This is a genomic window from Caulobacter sp. KR2-114 (assembly GCF_049446115.1).
GTDB lineage: Bacteria > Pseudomonadota > Alphaproteobacteria > Caulobacterales > Caulobacteraceae > Acaudatibacter.
In genome coordinates this window covers 22,840-39,331 of the sequence record NZ_JBMSEC010000005.1, presented here as the reverse complement: position 1 = coordinate 39,331, position 16,492 = coordinate 22,840, and the positions used below count along the sequence as shown (strand labels likewise).

Here is a 16,492-nt window from a genome sequence, read left to right as displayed (position 1 = left end):
GAAGCCGGCCCTCAGTCCGGGCCGCCGGACTCCAGCGTCCAGGCCATCGCCTCGCGCACGGCGAAGGCCAGGATCAGGCCGCGCAGCGAGGGTTCGTCGACCAGCTCGGCCGCTTCTTCGGCGGAGAACCAGTGGCCGGTGCGCTGGCCCTTCTCGCGCCAGGTCTGGCGCTGGCGAACCACCCTGAGCGGATAGACCTGCACCGTGCAGTCCAGGGGCGCGCCGTTCTTCAGCCGCTTGACGTAGACGTATTCCCCCAGGGGGGTCTTCTCGACCTTGCCGGTGACGCCCGCCTCCTGGCGCGCCTCGATCGCCGCCACCTGGTGCGGCTTGCGGCCCTTCATCGGCCAGCCCTTGGGGATCACCCACCGCCGGGTCTCACGCGAGGTGATCAGCAGCACGTCCACGTCGCCGTCCCCGGTGGGGCGATAGGGCAGGGCGGCGTACTGTTGCCCCGGCTCGGGCGAGCGCAGGGCGACGGCCGTCGCGGACTCGTCGGCGAACGATTCGCGTGCGGATGGATGTCTCGCGCTCAGCCCCATCCCCGTTCCTTAACCAGCGCCGACGGTGACGCCCAGCCGGCGCGAGGTCGCGGGCCTGCCTGACGCCCGGCGCCTATTCGGTGATCACCACCGCCTGGGGCAGGTTCACATGGATCACCACGGTGTCGTCGGCATGCAGGGTGTGGCCTTCGCCGGGCGGGGTGAAGATGTAGTCGCCCGGACCGAAGGCGATGTCGTTGAGCCGGCCCGAGCCCTGGACCACGTAAATCTCCTCGCCGCCCGGGTGATCGTGGGCGGGCGAGCGCGAGCCGGGCTCGAAGCGCATCAGGAACGAGCCCGCGCCGGCCGTCATGTTCAGCGGCGCCAGCGTCACGCCCTCGCGCACGGGACGCCAGACGAGCCCCTCGTTGCGGGTATGGTCCATGCGCGTCTCCACCTTCTGATTGTGCGCAAGCCTAGGCCCATCGTCCGCGGCGGGCTAGCGTGGGCAAAACAGGCCATGGGAGGCTGCCGATGCGTTCACCCGATTTCCTCACCGCCGTGGGCATCGGCGTTTCCGACCTGGCCCGCTCGGAGGACTTCTACGCCCGGGTGCTGGGCATGAAGCGCACCGCCGTGTTCAAGCTGGCTGAGATGGACGAGGTGATGCTGGCGCACGAGGGGCGCAGCGCCGTGGTGCTGATGCACTACACCGACGGGCGGGCGATCAGCTATCGCGACAACCCGGTGAAGCTGGTGTTCTACGTCACCGATCCGGCGGCGATGATCGAGGCGATCCGCGCCGAGGGCCTGGCCATCACCCTGGAGCCGGCGCCGAACGCCAGCCTGGGCGGCGCGGTGGTGGGCATGGGCAAGGATCCTGACGGCTACGGCGTCGAGCTGATCCAGGCGCCGGCGCGCGCCGACGCTCCGACCGGCTGACCTCAGGCTTCCTGCAGCACCTCGGCCAGCAGGCGGCCCTCCAGCGCCCGGCTGGAGCCGGCCCGCCAGGCGACCACGATCTCGCGACTGGCCTGCTCGGCGTCCAGCGGCCGCACGCTGACGTGCGCGGCGTCGGCCAGGCCAGCCTCAACCGCCATGGCGGGCAGGAAGGACACGCCGAGGCCCGAGCCCACCATCTGCACCAGGGTTGGCAGGGAGGTGGCGGCGAAGCCCTCGTCGTCGGCGTGCCGCGGCGGGGCCAGACCGCAGGCGGCCAGGGCGTGCTCGCGCAGGCAGTGGCCGTCTTCCAGCAGGATCAGCTCCTCGCCCTCCATGCGCGCCGCCGAGACCTTCTTGTTGGCGGTCAGGGGATGGTTGGCGGGAAAGGCGGCCATCAACTCGTCGTCGTCGACGTGCTCCCAGTCGAGGCCGGCCATGTCGTAGGGCAGGGCGATCAACGCGGCGTCCAGAGCCCCGCTCTTCAGCCCCGAGATCAACCGGTGGGTCAGGTCCTCGCGCAGGAACAGCCGCAGCTTAGGGAAGCGCTGCTTCAGCATCGGCAGGGCCTTGGGCAGCAGGAACGGCGCCACCGTGGGGATCACGCCCAGGCGAAAGCGCCCCGACAGCGGCTGGCCCGCGCCGCGCGCGGCCTGCACCAGATCCTCTGTATTGGCCAGGATCGCGCTGGCCCGGGCGATGGCCTCCTCGCCAGCGGCGGTGAAGATCACGCCCGAGCGGTTGCGGTCGACCACCGGGGTGCCGAGAATCTTCTCCAGCTCCTGGATGCCGGCCGAGAGAGTGGGCTGGGTGACGTGCGCCGCCTCGGCCGCCCGGCTGAACGAGCCGTGCTCGGACAGGAGCTTCAGGTACTGGAGTTGGCGCAGTGTCGGCAGCATGGCTGTCATATAGAGACTGCCAATCGAGATTTGAATATCAATCGACCGTATTTGGAGCTTTCCTGTGGACCGATTGGGGACCATCTAAGGGCCATGCTTCTGGACTCGCTGATCCAGGCCCTGCCGCCGCATGCCCGAGATGTGGCCCGCGGCCTCACCGCCCTCGAGGCCGAGACCGTGCTCTCGGCCGTCCAGTTGTGGGGCGTGGTGCTGGCGAGCGCACACGCCGTCGGGACCCGGGCGGTGGTGGAGATCGCCGAGCGCGCGGCGGCCCAGGCAGGCCTTGGCGAGACGGCGCGCGCGGCCGCCCGCGGCGCGGCCGCGGTGATGGCGCAGAACAACGTCTATTTCCGCGCCATCGAGCTGATCGGCGACCCGGTGCTGGAGGCCGAGCCCTCGCGCCTGCGCATGAACACGGTGCACCGGCCGGCGGTGGCCGCCGTGGACATGCACCTGATGTGCCTGGCGGTCTCGGCGATCAATGGCTGCGGGGCCTGCATGCGTTCGCACGTCGACGCCCTGAAGGCGCTGGACGCCCGTCCGCCGACCCTCGCCGCAGCCCTGCGCGCGGCGGCGCTGATCCACGCGGCGAGCCGCGTGCTGGCCGCCAACGATGGCGCCCCTCCCCTTCATGGGGAGGGACAGCCCGCGTAAGCGGGTGGACGAAATTTCTGCCTGGAAGAGCCCGCTGAGGATCACCAACCCCTCATCCGACCCGCTGGCGCGGGCCACCTTCTCCCGCAAGGGGAGAAGGGCTGTCGCGCCGTGCTCGACAGATGCGTGAGCTTGTCCGGCCGAAGGACAGAGGGCGGCCTCAGGCCGCGGAGGGGCGCGCTTCCTGGGTCAGCAGGGCGCGGATGGCGTCCGCGCCGCGGGCCTGCCGCAACTGCTCACGCAACTCCGCTTGGCGCAGGGCGCGGGAGACACGGGCCAGGGCGCGCAGGTGCTCGGAGCCGGAGGCCGGGGGACTGAACAGGGCGAACACCAGGTCCACCGGCTTGTCGTCCAGGGCGTCGAATTCCACGGGCTGCTCCAGGCGAACGAACACCCCGCGCAGGCGATCGACGCCGGCCAGGCGCGCGTGCGGCACGGCGACGCCATGACCCACGCCGGTGGATCCGCCGGCTTCGCGCTCCATCAGGGCGTCGAACACCTCGGCGGCCTTGAGGCCGAAGGTGCGTGCGGCGATCTCGGAGATCACCGACAGCGCCTGCCGCTTCGATGCGGCGCTCACGCGTGGCGATATGGCCCCGCGCTCGAGCAGTTCCCCCAGGTTCATCAAGGACTTCAGGCTCGCTTACTATCCAACTGGACCGTGGGCTCCCAGCGACGATCTCGTCGGGAGCGACCCAGCCCGGTCAGCTCCCGTGAGACCCTTTGCCGTTGAGGGCTTTGGTTCGTTCGGGGTCAATCCAGCCGATGTTGCCGTCGGGCCGGCGATATACCACGGACAAATGGCCGTGGGCGGCGTTCCTAAACACGATTGTTTGACTTTCAGTCAAGTCGAGTTCCATGACCGCCATCGAAACGGTCATCGTCTTCAGCGCCTCTTCGGTTTCGGCGATGACCACCGACTCGACCGGGGCGCCCTCGGCGTCCCAGGTGTCCTCGAAGTCGTCGCCCTCGGGGGCCCTGAGCACGAAGAACGAAGCCGTTTCCGCCGCCTTGGCTGTGGCCGCCTCGGTGTGGCTCTTGAGCCGTCGCTTGTAGCGCCGGATGCGGGTTTCGATCTTCTGCAGCGCCTGGCCGAAGGCCGCGTGGGCGTCGCCGCCCAGGCCGTGGCTCTGCAATCGCTGGCCCGAGGCCAGGGCGACCGTACAGTCGACCCGGAATCCGAAGCCGTCACGGCTGACCACGACGTCGGCGTTTCCGCCACGTTCGAAGTACTTGCCGATGCTGCTGGTGAGTTCGTCGTCGACCCGCTCTCGCAGGGCCACGCCGACGTCGACGTGCTTGCCGGAGACTTGGACTTGCATGCCTTGAAGAACGCGCCTGCGACGGTTTCGTGTCAAGCGCCGAGGCCGATTTACGACCCGTCCTGGGGATGGCCTAGGCGGTTTCCTTCAACAGCCGCTTGCGCTCCACCGACGAGGGGATGCGCATGGCCTCGCGGTACTTGGCCACGGTGCGCCGGGCGATGTCGACGCCGGCCTCCTTGAGGATGTCGACGATGGCGTCGTCGGAGTGCACGTCGGCGCCCGCCCGCTCGTTGTCGATCAGCTGCTTGATCTTGTGTCGCACGGCCTCGGCCGAGTGCGCCTCGCCGCCGGAGGACGAGGCGATGGCGCTGGTGAAGAAGAACTTCATCTCGAACACGCCGCGGGGCGTGGCCAGGTACTTGTTCGAGGTCACCCGGCTGACGGTGCTCTCGTGCATGCCGATGGCGTCGGCCACGGTCTTCAGGTTCAGCGGCCGTAGATGCTCGACGCCGAACGCCAGGAAGCCGTCCTGCTGGCGGACGATCTCGCTGGCCACCTTGAGGATGGTCTTGGCCCGCTGATCGAGGCTCTTGATCAGCCAGTTGGCGCTAGCCAGGCAGTCGGAGACGAACACCTTCTCCTGGTCCGAGCGCGCGCCGCCCGAGACGCGGGCGTGATAGCGCTGGTCGACCAGCAGCCGCGGCAGGGTGTCGGCGTTCAGCTCGACGTGCCACAGGCCGCCCAGGCCCTCGCGCACATAGACGTCCGGGGTCACCGACTGGGCGGGCTCGCCGCCGAAGGCTGCGCCGGGCCGCGGGGTCAGCGCCTTCAGCTCGGCGATCATCTCGCGCAGGTCCTCGTCATCGACGGCGCAGACCCGCTTGAGGCCCGCCATGTCGCGCCGCGCGAGCAGCTCCAGGTTGGCCACCAGGGCGGCCATCGCCGGGTCAAAGCGGTTGCGGTCCTTCAGCTGCAGCGTCAGGCATTCGGCGACGTCGCGGGCGCAGACCCCGACCGGCTCGAAGCCCTGCATGACGGTCAGCACGTCCTCGACGAACTCGAGTTCGCAGCCCAGCCGCTCGGCCACCTCGGCCAGGTCGGCGCGCAGGTAGCCGCCCTCGTCGACCGCGTCGATCAGCACCTGGGCGACGACCCGTTCAGGCCCGGTCAGGCCGGCCACCGCCACCTGTTCGGCCAGGTGCTCGGCCAGCGTCAGCTCGCGCGCGTGGTTCTCGCGCGGGTCGCCGTCCTCGCCCTCGAAGCTGCCGCCGTTGCGGCTGGCCTTGGACCAGTCGACGCTGCCGCCGGCGTCGGCGCCCGCCGCGGCCGGCCCGGCGTCGCCGGTGGCGTGGTCGCCGGGCGAGGCGCTGTCGTAGAGATCGTCGGCGCGGGCGTCCATGTCGGCCTCGGCGGCCTCGCCCGGGATATGGTCGGCTTCGAACGGCTCGCTGTCGGCCTTGACCGGCTCGGCGTCGGGCTCGTGGTCCGCCTCGTCGCGCGCCAGCAGCGGGTTGCGCTCGAGTTCGCCCTCGACGAAGGCCTCGAGCTCGAGGTTCGACAGCTGCAGCAGCTTGATGGCCTGCTGCAGTTGCGGCGTGATGACGAGGCCTTGCCCCTGCCGCAGCTCTAATCGTGGACCCAGCGCCAAGACGGCTTCCCGAACCAGTTACCCGGCAAGCCTAGGGGCGCATCGGCAATCGATTGGTTAATGCTGGCAAGAAATTTGCAGGGGGCCCGCGACGGGCTGTCGCGCGGGCGTGCGGCGCGGCCCCTCACCTTCCCACGCCCCTTGCTGTCGCAAGGGCCGCGGGCCCCTTCCTCTCCCTCGAGGGAGAGGAACACAATCCGCGCGTCGCGTTGAACAATCCTCTCCCTGCAGGGAGAGGAAGGGGCCCGACCGCGTAGCGGTTGGGAAGGTGAGGGGCCGCACTGCCCCTCAGTCCTTATTCGAAGTTGTCGCCCAGATAGACCCGGCGCACGTCGGGATTGGCGACGATCTCTTCCGGGGTGCCTTCGAACAGCACTTCGCCGGCGGCGATGATCGAGCAGCGGTCGATGATGTCCAGCGTCTCGCGCACGTTGTGGTCGGTGATCAGGATGCCGATGCCGCGCTTCTTCAGATAGCCGACCACCTCGCGGATGTCGGCGATGGCCAGGGGGTCGATGCCGGCGAAGGGCTCGTCCAGCAGCATGAAGGCCGGCTCGCTGGCCAGCGCCCGGGCGATTTCCACGCGGCGCCGCTCGCCGCCCGACAGGGCCACCGCCGGGGAGGTGCGCAGGTGGGCGATGTGCAGCTCTTCCAGCAGCTCGGTGGTGATGGCGCGGATCTTGTCGCGACGCTTCTCGCGCATCTCCACGACGGCCATGACGTTCTGCTCGACGGTCATGCCGCGGAAGATCGAGGTCTCCTGCGGCAGGTAGCCCAGGCCCTCGCGGGCGCGCTGGTACATGGGCTGGGCGGTGATGTCCTCGCCGTCCAGATAGATCGCCCCGTAGTCCACGGCGATCAGGCCGGTGATCATGTAGAAGCACGTGGTCTTGCCGGCGCCGTTGGGACCCAACAGGCCGGCCACCTCGCCGCGGTTCAGGTGCAGGCTGACATTCTTGACCACCTGGCGGCCGCGGAAGGTCTTGCCGATGCGGTCCACCACCAAGCCGGACTGGTCGGCGCCGGCGGCGGCGGCCGGCTTGAACGACGCCATCCGCTCGCGTTCGACGCCCTGCGGCGGCACGCCGGGCGGCAGCGGACGGGCTGAGCCTTCCGCCGGTTGGGCGGGTTCCCCGGCCGCCACCGATTCGCCGGGCCGCTTGATGGCCCCCATCAGCGGACCCTGGGTGCTGGCGATGGTGGTGATGCGGCGGGGAGTATCGTTCATGCCGCCCTCAGGACTGCCCGGGCGCCGGCGTCGCCGGCGGGGCGGGGGCCGGAGTCGATCCGGTGGCCCCGTTCTGGTCCTTCGGCTCCGGATAGAACACCCCGCGGACGCGGCGGGCCGAACCGACGTTCGCCGCTCCGCTCTCGAGCCGGGCGGCCTTGGTGGAGAGGTTGTAGGTCAGCTTGTCGCCGCGGGCGACGTTGTTGCCCTGAACGACGATGACGTTGCCGGTCATCACCACCTGGTCGGAGGCGTTGCTGTAGACCGCGTGATCGCCGCGGGCGTTCTGGTCGGTGGTGACGAAATAGACGTTGCCGTCGGCCTCGATCCGGTCGGTGCCGCCGCACACCGGCGCGCCGTTGGCCTGCACGCTCTTGGTGTGAGAATAGACGCTGATGGTGTTGGCCCGCAGCCGGGACTTGCCCTGCAGCGCCTCGGCCGCGCCGCGGAAGATCACCAGGCACTTGGAATTGACCACCTCCATCTCGTTGGCGGTCGTGTCGATCGGAGCCGTGGAGCGCGAATCAAGTTGAGCCAGGGCGGGACCTGCGGCCGCCAGCGACAGGATCGCCACCATGGCCAGACGAGGGCCCAGGGCTGTGCGATCAGTCATGGAATCAGTTCTCCGGGCAACTCTGCGACCTTGGAGGCCCAGTCTTAGTGCTGATTGAGCCGCGCGTGAACGCCGCCCTTGTAAATCACCCGATCGCCCTTGTCGTACACATCGAAGCTGCCCGACTTCACATTGCCGACGTTGGTCTGGCCCTGGATCGCCTGGGGTCCGGTGACCGAGCCGGTGCGGGTGTTGATGATCGCTTCCTGGGTGGCGAACGCCGAGTCCTTGGAATTGTCGGCATGCACGTTGCCGCGCATGATCAGGATGCGGGTGTCCTCGCGATAGACGCCGCTGTCGGCGGTGAGCGTCTGCGGGTTGGCGCCGTCCACGTCCTGGGTGATGTGCGGGTACTGCAGCAGCACCTTCTGGAAATCCTGCGGATCGCGCGCCGCCTGGCGGGCGCTGAGCATGAAGGCCCGGCCCTGGCTGTCGCGGCCGAAGAAATGCGGATTGGTCATCACGATCTGGTTGGCCGGCTCGTGCGCCGCGCCGCGGCGGCTGAGCGAATGCTGGCCGATCAGCCCGGCGATCAGCCCCAGCACCGCCACCATGCCCATCGGCAGGGCCCAGCGCATCACCCGCACCAGCCGGCTGTGCTGGCGCGCCTTGGCCCGGGGCGGGGGCCCGAGCGAGGTCGGCAGGGTGGGATTGGTGATGCTCAAGGGTGCGGGTCTTTACGTCTAGCTGTGGGCGAAGATGTCCTGGTCCTCCCAGCCGGCCACGTCGAGCGCGGCGCGGTGGGGCAGGAAGTCGAAACAGGCCTGGGCCAGATCCATTCGGCCCTCCCGGACCAGCATCGCGTCCAGACGGTTCTTAAGCGCATGAAGGTTAAGAACGTCGGAGGCTGCATAGGCCAATTGTTCGGGCGAAAGTTTGTCCGCGCCCCAGTCCGAGCTTTGCTGCGCCTTGGAGATGTCGATCCCCAGCAGTTCCTTGGTCACGTCCTTCAGGCCGTGCCGGTCGGTGTAGGTGCGGGCGATGCGCGAGGCGATCTTGGTGCAGTAGACCGGCGTGGTGATCACGCCGAGCGCCAGCTGGAACATGGCGATGTCGAAGCGGCCGAAATGGAAGATCTTCAGCACCGCCGGATTCGTCAGCAGAGCCTTGAGGTTCGGCGCCGCATAGCCCGGCCGGGTCAGCCGCACCACGTGGGCGTCGCCGTCGCCGGCCGAGATCTGCACCACGCACAGCGGGTCGCGGCCCAGCCGCAGGCCCATGGTCTCCGAATCGACCGCGACCGAGGTGGCGCCGGAAAACACACCGTCCGGCAGGTCGCCTTCATGCAGATAGTTCGCCAAGGGGGTAGAGCTCTCCGTTTGGCCGGCTTTTAGAGCTTGGCCGTCGCGCCGTTATGTCGGCCCTGCAAGAGTACGCCGCCGATCGCGTCGGCAAGCCCCCGAAATGGGGGCCCTGACCGTCGAAGTCCAGCCGCGTTTTTGCACCGATGCGGCAAAACGCCAGCCATGCTGACACGGGGCTGGCGGGGAGCGGCCGTCAAGGCCGGGGCAGATCCCGCGGGCGGCCGACCTTTGGCAGAGGGCGCTTGGCCCTGGTCGGCTCCCGGTCCCGATCCGATCGGGAGAGTGGTGCCCAGGAAAGGACTCGAACCTTCACGGCCGTTAAGCCACTGGCACCTGAAGCCAGCGCGTCTACCAATTCCGCCACCTGGGCCCAGCGCCTCAGCGCGGGAGGGCCGGACGCATAGGGCGCCGTTTTTTCCGCGTCAATGCCCGTTTGCATGCAAGGCGAAACGACCGCGGGCGGCGTGGCGTCGCCGCCATGGCGCGCCGGCCGCGCCCAGGCGTTGCCCCAGACGTTGCTTAAGGGCGCCCCCTCGTCTATCCCGGGGCTTTCCGACGCGGAGGTGAAGGCGCGCCATGAAGGGTCTGGTGACGGTGTTCGGCGGCTCGGGCTTCGTGGGCGGCCAGATCGTGCGCGCCCTCGCCCGCAAGGGGCTGCGCGTACGCGTCGCCGTGCGCCGGCCGGGCCGGGGCTATCGCCTGCGCATGCTGGGCGACGTCGGCCAGATCGAGGTGGTGCAGGCCAACGTCCGCGACGCCGCCTCGGTGGGCCGCGCGCTGGACGGCGCCGAGGGTGTGGTCAACTGCGTGGCCGTGCTGCACGAGTTCGGTGGCCAGACCTTCGACGCCTTGCATGTGGAGGGGGCGACGGCCATCGCCGAGGCGGCCGCGGCCCGGGGCATCGACCGCTTCGTGCAGATCTCCGCCATCGGCGCCGATCCGGCATCGCCGGCCCGCTATGGCCGCAGCAAGGCCGAGGGCGAAGCGGCGGTGCGCAGCCGCATCCCGGCCGCGGTGGTGATCCGTCCCTCGATCGTGTTCGGCCAGGACGACCATTTCTTCAACAGCTTCGCCCAGATGGCGCAGATGTCTCCCGTGCTGCCGCTGATCGGCGGCGGGGAGACGAAGTTCCAGCCGGTGTTCGTCGGCGACGTCGCCGCGGCCGTGGCGCGGGCGATCACCGACCCGGACTGCGCCGGCAAGACCTACGAGCTGGGCGGCCCCGCGCCGCACAGCTTCAAGGCCCTGATGGAGCTGCTGCTGGCCGAGATCCACCGCAAGCGCGCCCTGGTCCCGGTGCCGTTCGGCGTGGCCAGCGTGCTGGGCTTCGTCGGCGACCTGCTGTGCGGCGCGCACGGCGTGCTGGGCCTGATCCCGCTGCCGCCGATCACCAGCGACCAGGTGGAGATGCTCAAGGCCGACAATGTGGTGTCGCCCGGGGCCCTGGGCCTGGCCGACCTCGGCGTGACGCCCACCGCGCTCGAGCCGATCCTGCCGACCTACCTCTACCGCTACCGCCGCGGCGGCCAGTACGCAGAGGCCATGGCCTCGGTCTGACGCCCCGAGCGTTCAGGGCGCGGCAAGGCCGAGGGCCCGCGCCGTCCCCGGATGGGCCAGCACAGCCGTCGAGTCGCTGAACTGGTCGACGCCGCCGATCAGTGGCCGGGCGCGGAGCGCGGCGTCGCCGATCTGCGAGCGGATCGCTGCGGCGATCTCGTCGGCGTTGATCACCTGGAAGGGCCGCTGGAAATAGCCGCCGACACGCGGGCTCAACAGGCCCGGCAGTCCGCGGGTCAAGTGCAGCTCGGCCGCCGCCATCGCCGCCTCCGCCAGTCCGGACTCGCGCGCGCGCCAGTCGTCGGCGGCCAGCGCCTTGGCCAGGCCGGGGGCCAGGGCGGCGGCGCACGGCAGGCGGGCGAAGGCGCTGCCGAACCACTTGGCATAGGGGGCGTAGGTCCGCTCGATCAGGAAGCCCAGGCCCATGATGTCGCGCGCCAGCCGCGCGGTCACCAGGCGCGAGCCGATGTCGTCCCCCGCCTCACCGGTGCGCCCGACGAAGGCCCGTTCCTCGGCGACGCGGCCCCATTGGCAGGCCAGGCGATAAAGCCAGACATCGTCCGGATAGTAGGCCAGACGCGTCCGCAGCGCGGTGAGGGCCCCGTCGTCGTCGTGGAAGACCGCTCCGGACGTGGCGCCCAGCAGCCGGGGCTCCGGTGTCGCCAGCCAGTCGCGCCAGCTCTGAGGTCCCTCGGCGCTCATCGCCAGATTGGCGGCGGTCCAGGCGGCCAGGGTGGTGACCTCCGCGCCAGGAGCCGGCCAGCCCAGGAAGGTCACGGGCGGTGGCTCCAGCGCCCTTGCCGCGGCCGGCTCGGCGAACACCAGCACCCGGGCGCCCCAGTCGTGGTCCGTGGACATCGGGGTGTCGAAGCCCAGCACCTCCGACCCGTCGCCGATCAGCGCCGCGGCGTGCGGCCATCCTCGCAGCCGGGGGGCCACCCAGTCCTCGTAGAACCGCCGCGCCAGGGTCAGGCCCGGGATGAACGCCGTCATCGCGCCGCTCCGGAACGAAAAAGCCCCGGCCACTGGCCGGGGCTCTGCGTGTGTTGCGCTGTCCTCAGGCTCAGCGGCGCGAGCCGCCCATGAAGTACAGCAGGAAGCGGAACAGGTTGATGAAGTCCAGGTACAGGCTCAGCGCCCCGTAGCTGGTGGCCACGCTCATGGCCGCCTGGTTTCCGCCCAGCTGGTAGTAGGTCATCTTCATGCGCTGGGTGTCGAAGGCGATTAGCCCGGCGAAGATGCCGACGCCCAGCAGGTTGATGATGAACACCAGCATGGCCGAGTGGAAGAAGAACGTCGCCAGCGAGGCGAAGATCAGGCCCCACAGGCCCATGATCAGGAAGCTGCCGAAGCCGCTGAGGTCGCGCTTGGTGGTGTAGCCCACCAGGCTGAGACCGCCGAAGGCCGCCGCCGTCACCAGGAAGGTCTGGTAGATCGCCGCGTCGGCGTAGATGGCGAACAGCATGCCCAGCGACGCGCCGATCAGGGAGACCACCACCCAGTAGGTGATCGAAGCCGCCTGAGGCGAGGTCTGCCGCGCGAAGCTCTGGAACAGCAGGATGCCGAGCGGCGCGAAGGCCACCACCATGCCGAGGATCGTGTAGCCGACGTGGCCGGCGCCATCGACCTGGAACAGCAGGCGCTGGACCGGCGCATAGTGCCCGGTGAACCACGCCAGACCCGCCGACAGCAGCAGGCCGATGGCCACCTTGTTGTAGACGCCGAGCATGAAGGAACGCAGGCCTGCGTCCACTGCCATGTCGGGGCGGGCCTGGGCGCCGAAGCGCGGGGCGCCGCCGTGGAAGTCGCTCATGGGAACTTGACCCTTAAGATGCGTCCCTATCGGACGCTCAGGCCCAAATATCGGCCCGCGGCGGACGCCGCGCAAGGGCCTACAGGTTAAGGGGTTTTCATGTTCCCGCGCCGGCGCGAAGGGCGTCCGGCGCTCAGAACCAGCCCAGCACGGCGCCCAGCACCATCACCGTGCCGGCGATGCCGACGCCCCAGGCCAGCGGCCGCACCAGCGGAACGCCCGCCAGGTACAGCGCGGCGTGCGCCAGCCGGCTCCAGAAGAACAGCTCGGCTCCCAGCTGCGTGGTGTGCGTCGAGATATGCGCCACCGCCGCCACCAGCACGATCGGCGCGAAGATGGTCAGGCCCTCGCGGTGATTGTCGACCACGCGCTTGGTGCGCGCCTGGAAGGGCTTCGGCTCCGGCAGGTTGTCGCGCGGGCCGGCCATGGGGACCGCGCCCTGCGCCCGCACGCCCGCCCCGGCCTGGATCAGCACCAGCACCAGCAGAAGGCCGGCCGACCAGGCCAGCATCGTCAGTTCCACGCCCATGTCCCCGCTCCCCATAGGACTGTTGTCTGCGGCGAATTGGCTCAGAATGCGCGAATAAGGTCAACGCCGGCAGGCGTTTGGCCTAAGAGGACGCCCCGCTCGCAGGCTGGTGACGCCGGTTTGCCGCAGGGGCCGGCGGCGCAACCGCTGGTAACTGTTTTCCCGTCGTCAGCGAATCAGCCGGCGCGGACGGGCCCTCAGGGCGCCGGCCGTGACGTGAGCCGCGACGGCGACACCCAGTCCACAGAGGCCCGCAACCGCCAGCACAAACCCTTGAAGCATCGTCAGTCCCAGCATGGTCCCCCCCAGGACGCTCGAGATGAACGGTGGCTTAACGACCCGTTAGCCTCTTCTTCAGACGCCACGGTCTAGGGTCCTCCTCAACGTCCCGCCCGACGCGCGGGTTTTTACGATCAGAACGATGGCTCTCATGGAATTCGCTCAACGCCGCCTCGACTGGGTCCTGATCGACCCGAAGTCCGGCCAGACCCCTCAGGTCGGCGACCTGGTCTCCGCGGACGCCGGCGGCATGCCGGTCTACCGCGTGATGGCCCTGGCCGACGGCTCGGCGCAGCTGCACGACGACGCGCACAACGCCGAAAAGGTCATGCCGATCGCCGCCTTCCGCTGGAAGGCCGCCAGCTAGGCGCCGCCGCCCATCTATCGGGGCGGCTCCATCTGGCTAGCTCGAACGCCGATCCGCGCCTAACCTTGCCCCATCACTCGACGCAGCGGGGGCGCGGATGCGGCTGGAAGACGTGGATTTCGCGCAGCAGGCCAACACCTTCTGGGCGGTCTTCCTGGGCGCCTTCCTGGCCACCGTTGGCGGTATCGCCGCCACCCAGGCCGAGGCCTGGATCCACCGTCGCGACCGCGAGCGGGACAGTGCGCGCCTGTTCGGCGAGATCCTCACCACCCTGCACGCCCTGATCCGTGTCTCCGGCCAGACCCGCAACGTCGGCGATCCCTACGGCCCGATCACCCTGCGCATGCTGCGCGCCGCCCGGCGCGAACTGGACGTCTACGACCGCAACCGCGAAGCCCTGGCCGAGCTGCGCGACCGCGACCTGCGCGCGCGCCTGCACAGTTTCATGGTGCGGCTGACCATGCCGGTCGACGGTGTGCTGGAGGGCTCGGCCGAGATCGCCGCCCTGAAGGCCTCCCTGCGCACCCCCGGCCTGACCGAGGACCTTCGCGCCGAGACCGAAGCCATGATCGCCACGGCCGAGAGCCGCCGCGACCAGGGCTTCGACTTCATCGTCGAGGCGGGCGACGACATCCCCGACCTGATGGTCGGCATCGCCAGCATCTCGCGGCAACCGTTCAAGCCGTACAGCACCGAGCCCTGAGGGGAACCTCCAGCTGGCGTGGCCGTCAGCCCACCACTTCCGGCTCTTCCGCCGCCACGAAGCCCTTCCAGGTGCTCATGTACTGCACGAAGGCCGGGCCGAGGCCCTCGGCGCGCAGGTGGGCGGCCGGGACGGGCAGGGAAAGCGGGGTGAAGTGCGGGTCGGCGGCGACCTTCTTCGGCCAGTCGTGGTGCAGGATGGCCCCGCGGCCCACCAGCACGAAGTCCGCGCCATGCTCCAGCGCCCAGCGGGCGTCGTCGCCGCTCATGATCTTGCCGGCGACGCCCAGTCGGGTCTGGCCGCGGTCCAGCTCGGTGAAATAGGACATCAGGCTGCGGCCCTGGAAGTCCGGCTCCACCGGCTCCTTGCGCACGTCCCACAGCGACATGTCGATATAGTCCAGCGCCCCGCCGCTCATCAGCGTCTGAGCCAGTTCGCGGATCTCGGCCAGCTGCACCCCGAACCGCTCCGGCGACAGGCGCAGGCCCAGGGTGAAGTCCGGCCGGCAGCGGGCGCGCACCCCGGCGATGATGTCGGTGATGATCCGCGCGCGGTTCTGCAGCGAGCCGCCCCACTGGTCGTCCCGCCGGTTGATCTCCGGCGACAGGAACTGGCACAGCACATAGCCGTGCGCGCCGTGCAGCTCGACGCCGTCGAAGCCCGCCTTCTCCGAGCGAACCGCCGCGGCGATGAAGTCCTCGGTCAGCTGCTCCACCTCGGCCGCGGTCAGGCCACGGGCCTTGAATTCGTCGTTGTCCGACGGGCAGACCGGCGCCTCGCCGATGATCTCGGCGGGCGAGCGCATGCCGGCATGGTGCAACTGCACCGCCGAAAGGCTGCCCTCGGCGCGGATCTTGGCCGCCAGCCGGGTCAGGCCCTCCAGGTGGTCGTCCGACCACACCCCCATCTGGCCGGGAAAGCCCTGGCCGATGCGCTGCACGTGGGCCGCGCAGGTCATGGTCAGGCCGAAGCCGCCGGTGGCGCGCATCGTCAGCCAGCGGAACTCGTCGTCGGACATGCGCCCGTCCACGTGGCTCTGCAGGTTGGTCAGCGGCGCCAGCATGATGCGGTTCTTCATGGCGGGGCCGCGGACGAAGTCCATCGGCGCGAAGAGGTCGGTCATGCGCGGGTCCGTCTGCTGTGGAAAGGCGTTGCGTCAGCCTAGGCCGTCGGCGAAATCCGCGGCAAGGCTGACTTGGCGTTAGCCGCTCGCCGCCATGGACGCCAGCTTTGTGCTGGCCTTCCCCAGCGTCCGGGCGATCACAAGCCCGCGAGAGGGTCTCTTTCAGCTACCCAAGAGGACGCATGACCGAGTTCACCGAATTGCTGGCGGGGGTGGCGCGGAGCGAGGCGGGCTGGACGAGCCACGTCTCCGACGACTGGCTGCAGGGGCGCACGCTGTATGGCGGCCTTTCAGCGGCCCTGTGCCTGAATGCGGCGCTGGCGGCGTTTGAGGGGCTGCCGCCGCTGCGCTCGGCGCAGCTGACCTTCATCGGCCCGGCCACCGGCGCGGTCACGGCCAGCCCGAGCCTGCTGCGCCAGGGCAAGTCCGCGGCCTATGTCGGCGTGGACCTGACCGGCGACGCGGGGCTGGCGACGCGGGCGGTGTTCACCTTCGGCGCCGCGCGCCAGAGCGCCTTCTGCGAGCGCCGCATGCCCGCGCCGGCCGCCCCGCCGCCGGAGGCCTGCGAGCCGTTCTTCGTCTCCAGCCGGCCGACCTTCGCGCAGCACTTCGAGGTGCTGAGCGCCGGCCGGTCGCGGCCGGTGACCGCCGCCGAGCCGGACTATCTGGTCTGGCTGCGGCACAGGGACCCGGCGGCGCGCTCCGGCGTGCTCGGGCTGATGGCGCTGGCCGACGCCACGCCGCCGGCCGCCATGGCGATGTTCGCCGCCGGCGCGCCGATCAGCACCATGACCTGGATGGTCGACCTGCTGGCGGACGCCGACGAACTCGGCGGCGACGGCTGGCTGCTGCTGGAAAGCCGCGCCGAAACCGTCTGCGAGGGCTATTCCGCCCAGCCGATGGCGATCTGGACGTCCGACGGACGGCCGCTGGTGTCCGCGCGGCAGTGCGTGGCGGTGTTCGCCTGAGGATCTGTCATCCCGGAGTGGGCGTCAGCCCATATCCGGGATCGCCGGAAACGCTCAGGTTGCAGGCCGTAGCGGGCATGGGCGCCTGCCGCGGTCCCGGACATCCGCTGCGCGGATTCCG

General features: G+C 69.9%; 20 protein-coding genes and 1 tRNA gene. 6 read left to right on the top strand and 15 right to left on the bottom strand.

Going from position 1 to position 16,492, the window contains the following annotated elements:
• Positions 1–11 precede the first annotated feature (11 nt).
• Both ACO2Q3_RS17870 and ACO2Q3_RS17865 read right to left on the bottom strand, forming a co-directional pair.
• A complete protein-coding gene (locus ACO2Q3_RS17870; RefSeq protein ID WP_423308999.1) occupies positions 12–542 on the bottom strand; it encodes an NUDIX hydrolase in 531 nt (176 codons plus the stop codon).
• Between the two features lie 73 nt (positions 543–615).
• The gene (locus ACO2Q3_RS17865; protein WP_423308997.1) at positions 616–927 is read right to left on the bottom strand and encodes a cupin domain-containing protein; all 312 of its coding nucleotides are present in this window, start codon (positions 925–927) and stop codon (positions 616–618) included.
• A gap of 89 nt (positions 928–1,016) precedes the next feature.
• Between ACO2Q3_RS17865 and ACO2Q3_RS17860 the strand changes: the two genes are divergently transcribed.
• Entirely contained in the window at positions 1,017–1,424 is a 408-nt protein-coding gene (locus tag ACO2Q3_RS17860) for a VOC family protein (protein WP_423308995.1), read from the top strand.
• A 2-nt stretch (positions 1,425–1,426) separates the two neighbouring features.
• Here ACO2Q3_RS17860 and ACO2Q3_RS17855 read toward each other — a convergent pair whose 3' ends face one another.
• Positions 1,427–2,320: a hydrogen peroxide-inducible genes activator gene (locus ACO2Q3_RS17855; protein ID WP_423308993.1), complete on the bottom strand. Its 894-nt coding sequence runs from the start codon at positions 2,318–2,320 to the stop codon at positions 1,427–1,429.
• A 93-nt stretch (positions 2,321–2,413) separates the two neighbouring features.
• Between ACO2Q3_RS17855 and ACO2Q3_RS17850 the strand changes: the two genes are divergently transcribed.
• Positions 2,414–2,974 carry a carboxymuconolactone decarboxylase family protein gene (locus ACO2Q3_RS17850; protein ID WP_423308991.1) on the top strand — a complete coding sequence of 187 codons (561 nt, stop codon included), beginning with the start codon at positions 2,414–2,416 and terminating at the stop codon, positions 2,972–2,974.
• Positions 2,975–3,134: 160 nt separating this feature from the next.
• Here ACO2Q3_RS17850 and ptsN read toward each other — a convergent pair whose 3' ends face one another.
• The 8 genes from ptsN to ACO2Q3_RS17810 all read right to left on the bottom strand — a co-directional run bounded on the left by ptsN (position 3,135) and on the right by ACO2Q3_RS17810 (position 9,402).
• On the bottom strand, positions 3,135–3,599 hold the full coding sequence (ptsN, locus tag ACO2Q3_RS17845; protein WP_423308989.1) for a PTS IIA-like nitrogen regulatory protein PtsN: 465 nt from the start codon (positions 3,597–3,599) through the stop codon (positions 3,135–3,137).
• A gap of 79 nt (positions 3,600–3,678) precedes the next feature.
• A complete protein-coding gene (gene hpf, locus ACO2Q3_RS17840) occupies positions 3,679–4,296 on the bottom strand; it encodes a ribosome hibernation-promoting factor, HPF/YfiA family (RefSeq protein WP_423308987.1) in 618 nt (205 codons plus the stop codon).
• A 73-nt stretch (positions 4,297–4,369) separates the two neighbouring features.
• Positions 4,370–5,887 (bottom strand): RNA polymerase factor sigma-54, encoded by a 1,518-nt coding sequence (gene rpoN / locus ACO2Q3_RS17835; protein ID WP_423308985.1) that lies wholly within the window; start codon positions 5,885–5,887, stop codon positions 4,370–4,372.
• Between the two features lie 295 nt (positions 5,888–6,182).
• Positions 6,183–6,941: an LPS export ABC transporter ATP-binding protein gene (gene lptB, locus ACO2Q3_RS17830; RefSeq protein ID WP_423309713.1), complete on the bottom strand. Its 759-nt coding sequence runs from the start codon at positions 6,939–6,941 to the stop codon at positions 6,183–6,185.
• Positions 6,942–7,122: 181 nt separating this feature from the next.
• Complete coding sequence (locus ACO2Q3_RS17825; RefSeq protein WP_423308983.1) at positions 7,123–7,728, bottom strand: LptA/OstA family protein; 606 nt, start codon at positions 7,726–7,728, stop codon at positions 7,123–7,125.
• Positions 7,729–7,772: 44 nt separating this feature from the next.
• Positions 7,773–8,393, bottom strand: coding sequence for an LPS export ABC transporter periplasmic protein LptC (gene lptC, locus ACO2Q3_RS17820; protein ID WP_423308981.1), 621 nt, complete (start codon positions 8,391–8,393; stop codon positions 7,773–7,775).
• An 18-nt stretch (positions 8,394–8,411) separates the two neighbouring features.
• Positions 8,412–9,029, bottom strand: coding sequence for a ribonuclease D (locus tag ACO2Q3_RS17815; protein ID WP_423308979.1), 618 nt, complete (start codon positions 9,027–9,029; stop codon positions 8,412–8,414).
• Positions 9,030–9,315: 286 nt separating this feature from the next.
• A tRNA-Leu gene (locus ACO2Q3_RS17810) sits at positions 9,316–9,402 on the bottom strand.
• 206 nt (positions 9,403–9,608) lie between these two features.
• On the opposite strand from ACO2Q3_RS17810, the gene ACO2Q3_RS17805 reads away from it, so the two are divergent.
• Positions 9,609–10,589, top strand: coding sequence for a complex I NDUFA9 subunit family protein (locus ACO2Q3_RS17805; RefSeq protein ID WP_423308977.1), 981 nt, complete (start codon positions 9,609–9,611; stop codon positions 10,587–10,589).
• A 12-nt stretch (positions 10,590–10,601) separates the two neighbouring features.
• On the opposite strand, the gene ACO2Q3_RS17800 is transcribed toward ACO2Q3_RS17805, so the two are convergent.
• The 3 genes from ACO2Q3_RS17800 to ACO2Q3_RS17790 all read right to left on the bottom strand — a co-directional run bounded on the left by ACO2Q3_RS17800 (position 10,602) and on the right by ACO2Q3_RS17790 (position 12,931).
• A complete protein-coding gene (locus ACO2Q3_RS17800) occupies positions 10,602–11,582 on the bottom strand; it encodes a DUF4037 domain-containing protein (RefSeq protein ID WP_423308975.1) in 981 nt (326 codons plus the stop codon).
• Between the two features lie 70 nt (positions 11,583–11,652).
• Complete coding sequence (locus ACO2Q3_RS17795) at positions 11,653–12,402, bottom strand: Bax inhibitor-1/YccA family protein (protein ID WP_423308973.1); 750 nt, start codon at positions 12,400–12,402, stop codon at positions 11,653–11,655.
• Positions 12,403–12,535: 133 nt separating this feature from the next.
• Positions 12,536–12,931, bottom strand: a complete 396-nt coding sequence (locus tag ACO2Q3_RS17790) for an MAPEG family protein (protein ID WP_423308971.1) — start codon at positions 12,929–12,931, stop codon at positions 12,536–12,538.
• A gap of 430 nt (positions 12,932–13,361) precedes the next feature.
• On the opposite strand from ACO2Q3_RS17790, the gene ACO2Q3_RS17785 reads away from it, so the two are divergent.
• The gene (locus tag ACO2Q3_RS17785; RefSeq protein ID WP_423308969.1) at positions 13,362–13,577 is read left to right on the top strand and encodes a hypothetical protein; all 216 of its coding nucleotides are present in this window, start codon (positions 13,362–13,364) and stop codon (positions 13,575–13,577) included.
• 97 nt (positions 13,578–13,674) lie between these two features.
• On the top strand, positions 13,675–14,280 hold the full coding sequence (locus ACO2Q3_RS17780; RefSeq protein ID WP_423308967.1) for a hypothetical protein: 606 nt from the start codon (positions 13,675–13,677) through the stop codon (positions 14,278–14,280).
• A gap of 25 nt (positions 14,281–14,305) precedes the next feature.
• On the opposite strand, the gene ACO2Q3_RS17775 is transcribed toward ACO2Q3_RS17780, so the two are convergent.
• Complete coding sequence (locus tag ACO2Q3_RS17775; protein ID WP_423308965.1) at positions 14,306–15,403, bottom strand: NADH:flavin oxidoreductase; 1,098 nt, start codon at positions 15,401–15,403, stop codon at positions 14,306–14,308.
• A gap of 182 nt (positions 15,404–15,585) precedes the next feature.
• Here ACO2Q3_RS17775 and ACO2Q3_RS17770 point away from each other — a divergent pair, with 182 nt between their 5' ends.
• Entirely contained in the window at positions 15,586–16,371 is a 786-nt protein-coding gene (locus ACO2Q3_RS17770) for a thioesterase family protein (RefSeq protein WP_423308963.1), read from the top strand.
• Positions 16,372–16,492: the final 121 nt, after the last annotated feature.